Source organism: Olivibacter jilunii (assembly GCF_900607235.1).
Classification (GTDB): domain Bacteria; phylum Bacteroidota; class Bacteroidia; order Sphingobacteriales; family Sphingobacteriaceae; genus Olivibacter; species Olivibacter oleidegradans.
The window spans coordinates 688,161-700,914 of sequence record NZ_LR027848.1; the positions used below are offsets into that span (position 1 = coordinate 688,161).

9 protein-coding genes are annotated in these 12,754 nt (G+C 40.5%); 8 read left to right on the forward strand and 1 reads right to left on the reverse strand.

Annotated elements, in window-relative coordinates:
* Positions 1-97 precede the first annotated feature (97 nt).
* The 8 genes from E0E36_RS02980 (at position 98) to E0E36_RS03015 (ending at position 11,526) form a co-directional block, all read left to right on the forward strand.
* The gene (locus E0E36_RS02980; protein ID WP_165446904.1) at positions 98-811 is read left to right on the forward strand and encodes a helix-turn-helix domain-containing protein; all 714 of its coding nucleotides are present in this window, start codon (positions 98-100) and stop codon (positions 809-811) included.
* Positions 812-990: 179 nt separating this feature from the next.
* Positions 991-2,031, forward strand: a complete 1,041-nt coding sequence (locus E0E36_RS02985; protein ID WP_242627113.1) for a fatty acid desaturase family protein — start codon at positions 991-993, stop codon at positions 2,029-2,031.
* Between the two features lie 10 nt (positions 2,032-2,041).
* Positions 2,042-3,034 (forward strand): SMP-30/gluconolactonase/LRE family protein, encoded by a 993-nt coding sequence (locus E0E36_RS02990; protein ID WP_130854667.1) that lies wholly within the window; start codon positions 2,042-2,044, stop codon positions 3,032-3,034.
* Between the two features lie 38 nt (positions 3,035-3,072).
* Positions 3,073-4,581, forward strand: coding sequence for an alpha,alpha-trehalase TreF (gene treF, locus E0E36_RS02995; RefSeq protein WP_256377671.1), 1,509 nt, complete (start codon positions 3,073-3,075; stop codon positions 4,579-4,581).
* A 39-nt stretch (positions 4,582-4,620) separates the two neighbouring features.
* Positions 4,621-5,967 carry a deoxyguanosinetriphosphate triphosphohydrolase gene (locus tag E0E36_RS03000; RefSeq protein ID WP_013664544.1) on the forward strand — a complete coding sequence of 449 codons (1,347 nt, stop codon included), beginning with the start codon at positions 4,621-4,623 and terminating at the stop codon, positions 5,965-5,967.
* Between the two features lie 287 nt (positions 5,968-6,254).
* On the forward strand, positions 6,255-7,685 hold the full coding sequence (rlmD, locus tag E0E36_RS03005) for a 23S rRNA (uracil(1939)-C(5))-methyltransferase RlmD (RefSeq protein WP_130854669.1): 1,431 nt from the start codon (positions 6,255-6,257) through the stop codon (positions 7,683-7,685).
* A gap of 65 nt (positions 7,686-7,750) precedes the next feature.
* On the forward strand, positions 7,751-8,167 hold the full coding sequence (locus E0E36_RS03010) for a hypothetical protein (protein ID WP_013664542.1): 417 nt from the start codon (positions 7,751-7,753) through the stop codon (positions 8,165-8,167).
* Positions 8,168-9,018: 851 nt separating this feature from the next.
* Entirely contained in the window at positions 9,019-11,526 is a 2,508-nt protein-coding gene (locus E0E36_RS03015; RefSeq protein ID WP_130854670.1) for a TonB-dependent receptor, read from the forward strand.
* A 99-nt stretch (positions 11,527-11,625) separates the two neighbouring features.
* Here E0E36_RS03015 and E0E36_RS03020 read toward each other — a convergent pair whose 3' ends face one another.
* On the reverse strand, positions 11,626-12,723 hold the full coding sequence (locus E0E36_RS03020) for a DUF2891 domain-containing protein (RefSeq protein ID WP_130854671.1): 1,098 nt from the start codon (positions 12,721-12,723) through the stop codon (positions 11,626-11,628).
* Positions 12,724-12,754 lie beyond the last annotated feature (31 nt).

Consider the following 12,754-nt stretch of genomic DNA (forward strand, 5'->3'; position numbering starts at 1 on the left):
AACTTACAGCAATCAAAGGGAGGCATTTAAAAAACTACTCCCATCTGCCGATTTAACTAAATTTATCGATTCCTATGTTATCTTCGAGTCGATAAATTTGGAGAATTGTGTAGCGCTAAGTGATGGCGTGCCCACGCTGGTATTTCTTTCCAATCCGGATATAAACGTAACGTTCACCAACAAAGAAAGTTCGATAAATATAGTTGGAGCATGGTGCTGCGGTCAAAACTTAAAACAGGTAAAAATCACTTGTGATAGGCAGATCGATCAACTATTAATCATCCGCTTTCAGGCCGATGCCTTACAGCAACTCGATGCAAAAACCAATAACAATCTTCGAGGAGCAAAAGCCTTCCCTTTAGATTCTTTATTCGGTAAACCGGCCAAAAACCTATTGGATCTCATGTATACAACGAGCGATATCCGGGCTAAAATTGGATTTTTTGAACAGTTTATTAGAAGGCATTTAACTATGAAGCATGGACAAAATGGTATTTTGAGAGAAGCCATGAAATATATCGGCATGCATCATGGTAATATTTCAATACAGGAAGTATCGAAGCGGGTGGGAACAAATTATAAATGGTTAGAGCGGAACTTTCTTCAATGTATTGGGATAAGTCCAAAGGAATATGCGCGGACACAGCGTATTTTACGAACATGCAACTATTTTGAGGAAGGAGAGGATAAGCTCTTATCAATCGCACTTAAAAGTGGCTTTTATGATGAGAATCATTTGTTGAAAGATTTTAAGAATTTTTTTGGTGAGAGTCCGTCGTCTTATTGGAAGAGGAATAGAAAAGAAAGCTGAGTCTTGCTTATGTAAAAATAAAAATCGCTAGAAATTAGCTAGAACTAAATCGTCTCATTTTTGTAGTGAGATAGAATCAATGAACATTTTTGTCGAACCAAGCGATTACTTTGAGAAATATGGAAAAACTTATAAAACCTACATTTAAAAAAGCTTCAGCTGACGATTTTTTTAAAAAAATGCAGAAAGAAGTACATGAAAACATTCTTAAAAATCCGCGTATACAAACAGGAAATATTATAAAGTCCTTTTTTCTATTATTTGGTTTTTTAGGAAGTTATGTAGGGATATTGGTTTTTGGCCATACCAAAGGAGGTCTTTTTTTCTTCTATATATTAGCGGGTATGTTTATGATTGTATTATTTGTAAATGCCTTTCACGATGCCGCTCATAATGCTGTCTTCAGAAACCCTAAATACAACAAATGGTTTACCAACGTGCTCGAACTTTTCGGCAGCAATAGCTTTATCTGGAAAAAGAGGCATCTGGTTTTACACCATCCTTATGCGAATATACAACACTGGGATATCGATATTAAACAGAGTGACTTAGCACGTATATTCCCATCCAGCCCGTTTTTTAACTATCATAAATATCAACATATTTATATGTTTTTATTATATCCCTTTTACACCCTTAATTGGCTTTTTATAAGAGATTTTAAAGATTTTTTCGGAACGAAGGACAATTACTTAAAACGGGTAGTTACCATCCCGAAAATTGAATATATCAAATTATTTGCCTGTAAGATTTTTAACCTGTTTTATTTGCTGTTTGTGCCGATGCTGGTTTTACAGCAACCATGGTATATGATTTTGTTGGCCTGGTTTGTGATGCACTTATCGGGAAGCGCATTAGGTGTTATAGCCTTGCTATCAACCCATGTTGATGAACACGCACACTTTCCGATGCCTCCCGAAGACGGGAAAATGCAAACAACGTGGGCGGAGCATCAGATGCGTGTAACAAAGGATTTTAGTGCCGATAGTATGTTGGCCAATTTCCTCTTTGGCGGCTTTACGCACCACGTAGCCCATCACCTGTTTCCAGGGGTTGCGCACACCTATTATCCTTATATCACGCGGGTAATTCGTAGATATGCAGCTGAATATGGTTTGCCTTATCACTGTTACCCGTTCTGGAAGGCGATAGCATCGCATTTCCGGCTGTTACAAAAAAACGGAAGAGAAGAAAACTTATTTAGGACAGGGGAGTTATAGAAGAAACCACATGCTAAAATTTTTCACCATAATAGCGCTTACAGGATTGTTCTCTTGCGGCAACGATGTTAAAAATCGACCTACTAAGAATATAGAAGCCAATATCGAAAGAATCCATACGGATCTGGACAAATTAATTAATGTCGGGGCTGATTTGGAGATCATTGCTGAAGGGTTCACATGGGTGGAAGGGCCTTTGTGGGTAGAAGAAGCGGCAATGCTTTTGTTTTCCGATATTCCACCCAATAAGGTTTTTAAATGGACGGAACAAGGGGGCTTAGCATTATATTTGGAACCTTCCGGATATACAAGTAACAGGGCAAGAGGAGGAGAAGTCGGATCAAATGGCTTGCTATTGGACCGGCGGGGAAATTTAGTTCTTTGCCAGCATGGTGATCGGCGGATAGCCCGTATGGACGCTTTATTAAGTCATCCCGAAGCTAAATATACCACGCTCGCCGCCAAATGGAAGGGGAAAAAATTGAACAGCCCGAATGATATTGTAGAGCGAAGTAACGGAGATTTATTCTTTACTGACCCGCCTTATGGATTGAATGATCAACATATTGAACAACAGGAGTTGGATTTCTGCGGGGTCTATAAACTAGATACGATGGGTCGCTTAAGCTTGTTGATCGACAGCATCCACAGGCCTAACGGAATCGCTTTTAGCCCCAATGAAAATAGGTTATATGTCGGTAATTCGGACAATCAAAAGCCGATGCTCTATGCTTTTGACATTACTCCCGATGATTCCCTGAAGTCGGCCGGGATTGTTTTCGATTTTAGCAAATTTGGTGGCGGGCCCGATGGCTTTAAAGTAGATAAAAATGGAAATATTTTCGCTAGCGGCCCTGGAGGAATTTGGATCTTCAACAGTTCGTATGAATTGATAGGAAAAATACATATAAAGCAACGTGTTTCCAATTGCTGCTTAGCGGACAATGATAAAACCCTGTACATTACAGCTAGTAATCAGGTATTGCGTTTGCGCATGCGTTAAGATAAAGTAATAGCAAGTCACATCGGAAGGAGCAAAAAATAACGGGCATGTCCATCACAGAACATTGTTTAACTCCAGATCAAATTTATGGCGATTTGTTTAAGGAAGTCCAGTTGCAACGGATATTCGCCGATAATAAAACATTCGTAGACGCTATTCCGAAAGAAACACCGGAAGTGATTTTACAACGCTTTCGAATTCAGAGGCAGATAAAAGACTTTTCATTAATCGATTTTGTAAAAGCAAATTTTGAACTCCCACAGCCTCACGACGTTCAGTATTACAGTGATGCGAATACCCCAATTGTTGAGCATATAGAAAAATTATGGTCGGTTCTGAGAAGAGAACCCGATAAAGTGATTCCCGGAAATTCATTGTTGCCACTTCCCTTTCCCTATATCGTTCCCGGTGGCCGTTTCAATGAGATCTACTACTGGGACTCCTATTTTACCATGCTAGGCTTACAAGAAAGTGGCGAGTATGAGATGATTGAAAATATGGTAAAGAATTTCGCTTTTATGATCGACCGCTATGGACACATTCCAAATGGCAATAGAAGTTACTTTTTAAGCCGATCCCAGCCACCCTATTTTTCACTTATGCTGGATTTATTGGCAGAAATAAAAGGCGGAGCAGTGTACCGGGATTACCTCGGAACTTTGTTAAAAGAATATGCTTATTGGATGGACAAAACCCAAAAGGCCAAACATGTAGTGGAAATGTCGGATGGGCAATTCTTAAATCGGTATTATGACCAGTTAAATATTGCCCGTCAAGAGTCGTACTATGAAGACGCTCATTTAACTGTTGTTGCGGAAAAGAAAGATTCCCGTTTATTTCGCGACATCCGCTCGGGTGCCGAAAGCGGTTGGGATTTCAGTTCGAGATGGATGGTAGATGGCAAAGACCTGCACACCATTGAGACAACGAGAATTATACCCATCGACTTGAACTGTCTTTTGTATCATCTGGAAAGGACGATTGAAAAGAGTTATAAACTTTTGGGCGATAAAGGTAAGGCAATCAAATATAAACGGATTGCTAAATATAGAAAGCAAGCTATTCATCAGTATTGCTATAATAAACGCGACGGTTGGTATTATGATTATAATATTCGGACTGATTCCTTGTCAAAAGAAACTACAATTGCAGGTTTTACGCCCTTCTTTATTGGTATTGCACCGCAAAAAGGAATAAAGAAAGCGGTCGAGATGATTCGTAAAAATTTTCTAAAGAGTGGCGGAATTATCACGTCGCTCAAAATCTCAGGCCAACAGTGGGATGCACCCAACGGTTGGGCGCCCTTGCAATGGATGGTAGTAAAAGGTTTGCAAAATTATCGTCAATTTGATTTGGCTTCAAATGTCGCCAAACGATGGATCGCATTAAATACCAAAGTTTACCAACAAACAGGAAAGATGATGGAGAAATATAACGTGATTGATGCCCATGTAGAGGCTGGAGGTGGAGAATATCCTGCTCAGGATGGTTTTGGTTGGAGTAATGGGGTGCTGCTTAAATTTATAAAGATGTACGGAGAGTTTTGATTAAACAATTAAGCCTTATCTTTGTGGCAAACTTGAAGAATGGACTGGAAACAACTACTTTCTGCAAAACGCTGGGGATACGAACATCGGGAAATAAAAAATCAAGATATCGCGAGATCGGAATTCCAACGAGATTATGATCGATTGATCTTTTCTTCGCCCTTTAGGCGTCTTCAGAACAAAACACAAGTGTTTCCTTTACCAGGAAGTGTTTTTGTCCATAACCGGCTGACACATAGTTTAGAAGTCGCCAGTGTTGGACGATCACTGGGCAGAATTTTCTATACCAAAAAGAAAGAAGTGTTTTCAGCGCTGGATGAACAGTACCCTTATTTACAAGAAATAGGAAATATCGTTTCCAGCGCCTGCTTAGCACATGATATGGGAAATCCTGCCTTTGGGCATTCGGGAGAAGCGGCTATTTCTCATTATTTTTTAAGTGGAGATGGCTTGAAGTATAAAGAGCAAGTAACAGCTGCTGAATGGCAAGACCTCACTCACTTTGAGGGAAACGCAAATGCATTGCGCATTTTAACGCATCAATTTAACGGGAAAGAAGCCGGCGGCTTTGCATTAACCTATAGTACTTTAGCGGCAATTGTAAAGTATCCATGTGCAGCGATTGATGGAAACGTTAAAGGAAGAGGCCTCCATCGAAAAAAATATGGATATTTTCAACCTGAAAAAGAATCGTTTATTAAAATAGCCAAAGAACTTGGTATGGAACAAGATGAATCCTGCCAAGAAGTGTATAAACGTCATCCTTTGGTTTATCTGGTAGAGGCTGCTGACGATATTTGCTATAATATCATTGATGTTGAGGACGCTCATCGGTTAGGCATACTCTCTGCTGTCGAAGTGGAAGAATTGTTGATTCCGTTAACAAATGACGGAAATATAAAAAAGCGGCTGGCAGATATAAATGATGTTGATAGTCGCGTGAGCTTGTTAAGAGCAAAAGCTATTAGCACCTTGATCCAGGAATGTTCTCATGTCTTTTTTGCAAAAGAGCACGAAGTTTTGTCCGGTAATTTTGAATCCTCTTTGATCGACAATATTTCGAGTCACTTGAAAGAGGTTATGAAAACCATTGAACGAATTTCAATTGATAAAATTTATAACGCACCGGCGGTTGTGCAAATTGAGGTTGCAGGTTATAAGGTAATGAGCGGTTTACTGGAAGAGTTTGTACCCGCTTATCTCAACCACGCCTCATCTTACGACAAGAAAGTGGCCGCGCTGATTCCTAACCAATATAAACGGGAAGAAAGATCTACCTACGGAAAAATACGATCGGTATTAGATTTTGTTTCCAGTATGACAGATTTATACGCAGTAGAACTATTTCGAAAAATAAAAGGGATTTCTTTTCCGTCGCTCGATTAAACATCACCCGCGGTTTTACCCGTGTGCTAAGCGCAGAACCGTTTTGGTTTTTGGTATAAAAAACATACATTTATATCAAAATTCATTTCTATGCGCCGTGAGCTCCTTCATTTTTCGATGATGATAGAAAGTCGCTTCGATAAAAGCGCGGTAAAAAAGAAGGGATTCTTCTTCCTCTTCAAGCGTTTTTTCTTCTGTCGTTAATAAAAACGATGAAGTATCTTTAAGAGACCCGCTTCATATTTCCGTTCGCGAATAACGAGCATTTTACCTAATTTTGCATCCTCATGAAAAAAAAGATTCCACAGGACAAAAAGCTGCTCGAGAATATTGAAGTTATCGACATAGCGGAAGAAGGAAAGGGCGTTGGGAAGACCGATGACTTAGTAATTTTTATAGAAAAAGCGATTCCCGGAGATGTAGTTGATGTTGAGCTTATCCGTAAAAAGAAAAATTTTGCAGAGGCGAAGATCACAAAGGTCAAACAGGCTTCAAAACATAGACTCGACGCTTTCTGTGCGCATTTCGGAGTGTGCGGTGGTTGCAAGTGGCAACATATGGACTATAGGGCACAACTAGTGTATAAACAAAAGAGTGTCGATAATGCTTTAAGCCGAATAGGCAAGATAGACACCTCCTCTATGGAAGAAATTTTGCCCTCGGCTCATACGGTATACTACAGAAACAAACTGGAGTATACTTTTTCAAATAAGCGCTGGTTAACGACGGAAGATATCGCAAGCGGAAAGGAACACGAGATGAGTGCTTTAGGTTTTCATGTTCCGCTACGATTCGACAAAATTCTGGGAATAGAACATTGCTATTTGCAGAAAGATCCGTCTAACGCCATTAGAAATGAACTTAAACAGTTAACAATCGAAAAGGGGATTAGCTATTATGATCTTCGAAATCATGAGGGGGCGCTCCGGAATCTGATGATTCGTACTTCAACTACGGGCGACTTAATGGTTGTGGTGGTTTTTGCTTACCCGACGCAAGAACAAATTGTGCAAGTAATGGAATTTTTGAAGGAACGGTTTCCGGAGATTAGCTCCTTGCAGTATATCATTAATCAGAAAAAAAACGATACGATTTTCGACCAGGAGATTATTACCTACGCGGGAAAAGACCATATTTTTGAAGAAATGTCCTTACCGAACCGTTCCGTGCGATTACGGTTTAAAATCGGAGCTAAATCTTTTTATCAGACAAATTCAGAACAGGCATATGAGCTTTATCGTATAACCAAAGAGTTTGCGAACTTAAAGGGCCATGAATTGGTATACGATTTATACACAGGTGCCGGAACCATCGCCAATTTCGTTGCATTGGATGTTAAACAGGTAATCGGAATAGAATATGTACCATCGGCTATTGAAGATGCAAAATTGAATTCATCGATCAACGGCATTGAGAATACCTTGTTTTTCGCGGGGGATATGAAAGACGTGCTGACTCCCGAATTTACGGCAACCCATGGAAAACCGGACTTGATCATTACCGATCCGCCGCGGGCAGGGATGCATCCGGATGTGATAGCAAGGCTGCTAGAACTGGAGGCTCCGAGAATTGTATATGTTAGCTGTAACGCGGCAACGCAGGCAAGAGATTTAGCTTTGTTAAATGAGAAATACCTGGTAAAACGAATTAAACCGGTTGACATGTTTCCTCATACGCAGCATGTGGAAAATGTAGTTTTATTGGAGAAGAAGAAGTAATATGCTTTAAGTTCTACGTTTTAAGACTTATAACGTACTACGTAAAACTTATAACGGTAAAGAAAATGAATTTAGAAGAATTATTATCCGCACAAGCCGGTGACGATGGACAGGCTCCGAAAAAAGATAGTCCCTTAAAGAGCTTGCGCGTTGATTTGAACTTTTATAAAGATTCAATTAAGGAAGTTGCTATCGAGATTATGGCGGAAGGGCTCTCTCAATATCCTATTTTTATCGCTCATCAACATGAGGTCAATCTGGGCGAACTCATATTAGATAGAAACGAACTCGGCACGCAATGGACTATCCAAGCATCCACCTTGGAAGAGTTTGTAGAGAAGGGAGTCATTCTTAAATCGCGAAAGGAACATTTTATAAAGACCTATAAAAAGCCTGAAGATTTCATGTGTCTTTTCGTTATTGTACCCGAAGGTGCAAATTTTGTCTTTTATCCTTATAAGGGAGAAGAAGTTAAAAGCTAAAAGTATATCGTTTAAAATGCATAAAGGTCGGAGAATCACAAAGGCCTTAATAAGGATAAAAACCAGATAATCAGTGATTTATATTTTGCTGTATGTTGTGGTGGTTGTATTAAAAGAACGTTTATTTTAATCATTTTTTGTCGCTTTGGCTTGATCCAAACCGACGCAAAGATCAAGGCTATGGATGCTACCTTGCACCTGATGGCAAAGCATCACTGGCGCGTATTGGAGCCGTTTCACTTCTTCAATCCGCTTGGGTATTACAATATGAACCTATGTACAAATGCTTTGCTGCTCGTTGCGTCGATATCCTCCAAGGCCATGTAAGCACTTCGGAACGGTTTTGCAAGGGGCCTCGATGGGCCGGAAAGAACGGCCTCACAGCGTGAGCGTTAAGAAGATTTAGGATAGCCAAGGCAAAAAAATCATGTGAAAAGCGAAGCGTGGATTGAAGGGAGGGGCGGCTCCACATGATTTGATCGATGAACCTAAATCTTTAGCGAAGGATGTGCAGCCTTGATTGTTTGGTTCTTTATGATCAAGCATAAAGAACATATATTAAGTTCACTGAAGGTAATTCCTGGGACTAAATTCAGATTGGTGAAAGCAAAAAAATAATTCGTAAATTTGCCCGTACATCACTAAAGGGGTGCCTTGTTTTTTTAAAACACAAATCAGGGCTGAGATTATACCCATCAGAAAAAGGAAGCGACAAGCTGTACTTTTCTGAACACCTGATCCGGATAATGCCGGCGTAGGGAGGGAAGAATTACCAAATGAGGTTATATTTTATTTAAGTGTAGTAATTAACTGTTGTAACCCCTATCAACGGTAAGGCGAATTAAAAATATATGTATATTGTGAAAAAGAGAGGCTTGCTTTTTATCTTGGCCGCATTTAGTCCGATGTTCTTATGGGCGCAGACCAATCTATCCGTGAAAGTAGTCGATAAAGACGAAAACAAACCACTTGGTGGTGCCAGTGTTTCTGTAGTAGGGTCTTTAGCAAACGGGCAAACCAACCGGCAAGGTAATATCTTGTTTAAGAATCTAAAAGACGGAAGCTATACGATCCGTATAAGTTATGTTGGTTATAAGCCCGTTGAAAAGAAATTGGTTTTACCATCGACTGAAGAATTTATTGTGTCATTGAGCCAACAGGAGTTTATAGCCGATGAAGTTATTGTTAATGCCACTCGAGCTAATGCAAATGCGGCAACAACGTATAAGAATCTTAACCGTCAGGATATCGCAAAGAATAATTTAGGGCAAGATTTGCCGTACTTGCTTGATCAAACACCCGGTGTTGTCACTTACTCAGACGCGGGTGCAGGCGTTGGTTATACAGGAATGCGTATCCGAGGAAGCGACCCTACGCGGGTAAATGTGACGGTCAATGGAATTCCTTATAATGATGCAGAAAGTATGGGGTCTTTTTTTGTGAATCTTCCCGACTTTGCGTCCTCTGTGGACAATATACAGATTCAGCGTGGTGTTGGTTCTTCTACGAATGGAGCGGGCGCCTTCGGTGCCAGTGTCAATATACAAACGAATACACGGGTTGATACATCCTATGCCGAATTAGATAACTCTTACGGATCATTCAATACCTGGAAAAATACCGTGCGAATTGGTACAGGGCTAATCAATAATAAGTTCACTTTTGATGGTCGTCTGTCTCGCATTAAGTCGGACGGTTTCGTTGATCGTGGTGCGTCTGATCTTAAGTCTTTCTTTTTAAGCGGTGCTTGGTATGGAAAAAAAAGCTTGTTAAGAGCCAATGTCTTTTCCGGGAAGGAAAAAACCTATCAAGCGTGGAACGGTGTGCCTGAAGAAAAGCTTTTTGGAACGGCCGCTGATATAGAGGCCTATATATCAGCAAATGGGTTAATTGGAGAAGATGCAGAGAATATAAGAAACGCAGATCCCCGTCGCTATAATTCTTTCTTATATAAAAATCAAAACGACAATTATCAGCAGGATCATTACCAACTTTTATACTCTACGAGTGTATCGGATAAACTTAATTTAAATGGCGCTTTACATTACACGAGAGGGCGTGGTTATTACGAAGAATATAAAACAGGCGCTGCATACGAAGACTATGGTTTAGCCCCCGTAGCGGTTGGAGATAGTACTATTTCTTCAACAGACCTGGTACGGGAAAGATGGTTGTCCAACCATTTTTACGGGATAACGTATTCCGGGCAATATAAAGCCAGCGACCAGCTTAATCTAACCCTTGGCGGGGCTTATAATGAATATAAAGGAGATCATTATGGAGACATCACATGGTCTAGAAACCCCTTGTTTGAACGTGCAGCTCATGAGATTGATAAGGGCGCATTTGATACGCGTTATCGGTATTACTTTAATGATGCCAAGAAAACAGACTTTAATATATTCGCAAAAGGGGAATATCAAATGGCAAACTTTTCACTTTTTGCAGATGTGCAATACAGGCGTGTCACCTATTCTTTCCTAGGTTTTGATAGAAATCTGAATAACGTGCAACAAGAAGCGGACCTCAATTTCTTTAACCCAAAAGTAGGTATGACTTATCGATTTGCCAACAATAGCCAAGCGTATCTTTCTTATGCCGTTGGCAATAAAGAGCCTGTGCGGGATGACTATGAAAACTCCACACCGGATAGTAGGCCAAAAGCAGAGCGTATGCAAGATATCGAGTTGGGCTATCGCTTGTCAACCGCTCACGTTAATATGGGAATCAATGGCTATGCGATGCTATATAAGAATCAGCTTATTCTAACAGGACAGATTAACGATGTTGGCGCCCAAACACGCATGAATGTCCCCGATAGCTATCGCCTGGGATTGGAAGCCGATGTGAAATGGCAGCCTATCCGTACCTTCTCTTGGGCATTGACCGGTGCTTTAAGTAGCAACAAAATCAAGGACTTTTACGAATACATTAATATTTATGACGCTGATTGGAATGTGTCAGATCAACAGGTAAATCATTACGAACGTACAACGATTGCGCTTTCACCCTCTTTCGTTGGATCAAGCGAATTGGCTTTCGTACCGGTAAAAAACGGAGAAATTGCGTTTATCTCTAAATATGTATCAAGACAATACCTCGACAATACCTCGAATGTTGATCGAAGTTTAGATGCCTTTTTTGTCAATAATTTACGATTGTCCTATCAATTGAAATTTAAAAGCGTAAAGAATATCGGGTTATCCTTATTAGTTAATAATATCTTCAATGAAAAATATGAGTCGAATGGTTATACCTATAGTTCTATTTATCAAGGAGATCCGGCGGTTTATACATCAAATTTCTACTTCCCGCAAGCAGGAACGAACTTTCTATTGGGACTTAATGTAAAATTTTAAGGACGGGAAGGTTTGAGGTAAAAGGTGTAAAGAATACGGTGTAGGGGCAAGGCTTTAAGCATACGGTGCCTTAATGCCTTGCCCTAAACCCTTACCTTCTTACTGTATGGTTAAAGCATAGACGGCGAAAGAAGCCAGCCAATGCTCGCCCATGTAATCTCCGCTAGCGACATGTGGTAAAGCGGCTGTAAGGTGTTTCTTTGCCAGATTAATTAAAGCCGCCTTGTTTTTACGACTGTGGTGGGCAATACCGTATAGACACCAGGCACGACTTAAATTCAAACCATCTAGATGCACCAACTTACCATCGGTTCTGTCTGTTACGGTTCCGGGTGTGAGGGTTGCCGGACCGTTAAATAAATCAGGTAAAAACCGCTCGATCCAGGAAGCATAGTCTTTTGCGGGGAGTATACGCCACATTAAATCGGCCTCCTCTAAACAAGGACTCAGAAAATCTGAGCCACCCGGTTCGTAATTGATTGGACATCCCGTGTCTTTTTTGTAGAAGCGTAGCGCGGTTTCCCGAACAATATGAAGCAAAGAATCATTTTTTGTTTCCATTCCATAGTCATAGGCCAAAGTCAGCCCAAAAGCCAGATTGCTATGTTCACCCACGCGTACCGCATAATTCATCTTGGGTAAGTAATTTATATACAAGCGAACGAGTTGCTGTGCCAAGGGCTCAAGGTTTTTACTTAGTTCTTTTCCTAAGGGATCGTTCCACGATAACAGCTCTTTTTGCAGCTGTAGGAGCCATGCCCATCCATAGGTCCTTTCAAAGCCCCGCTGCTGCTCATCTTTAAAAATTTCGACTTCCGTTAATATATTGTCTGCACTTAGGTTGGTACGAAGTTTAGTTCGAATCTCTGCTGCCTCCGGGAGATGAGGGAAAAGTTTGAGCAATCTTACCAACATCCAATGACCGTGTACACTGCTATGCCAATCGAAGCAACCATAAAATGCCGGATGGTAATTTCTGGGCCTTGTTATTAAGGAGGTGTCCGAAAAGGTGACACTCGTTTTGTAAGGAAATTCTTGCTGCATACATTTCAGCGGTAGCTTAGCTAGGTGGGAGGCACCGGCTACATTGAGAACATACTTCCCTTGAGCTTCACTATAGAGTTTTTCTTGGGCATGCGATAAGGAATAGAGACCATATAGCAAGAAAAGTGAAAGGATAAAGGTTTTATTTATCATTGTGAACGTTAATTTAGCGCTGAATATAAGT

Bases quoted from the DNA above. Each gene is read 5' to 3' on its own strand.
- E0E36_RS03010 (WP_013664542.1), top strand. From the start codon at position 7,751: ATGAATTTAGAAGAATTATTATCCGCACAAGCCGGTGACGATGGACAG.
- E0E36_RS02990 (WP_130854667.1), top strand. From the start codon at position 2,042: ATGCTAAAATTTTTCACCATAATAGCGCTTACAGGATTGTTCTCTTGC.
- rlmD (WP_130854669.1), top strand. From the start codon at position 6,255: ATGAAAAAAAAGATTCCACAGGACAAAAAGCTGCTCGAGAATATTGAA.
- E0E36_RS03020 (WP_130854671.1), bottom strand. From the start codon at position 12,723: ATGATAAATAAAACCTTTATCCTTTCACTTTTCTTGCTATATGGTCTC.
- E0E36_RS02985 (WP_242627113.1), top strand. From the start codon at position 991: ATGCAGAAAGAAGTACATGAAAACATTCTTAAAAATCCGCGTATACAA.
- E0E36_RS03015 (WP_130854670.1), top strand. From the start codon at position 9,019: ATGTATATTGTGAAAAAGAGAGGCTTGCTTTTTATCTTGGCCGCATTT.
- E0E36_RS03000 (WP_013664544.1), top strand. From the start codon at position 4,621: ATGGACTGGAAACAACTACTTTCTGCAAAACGCTGGGGATACGAACAT.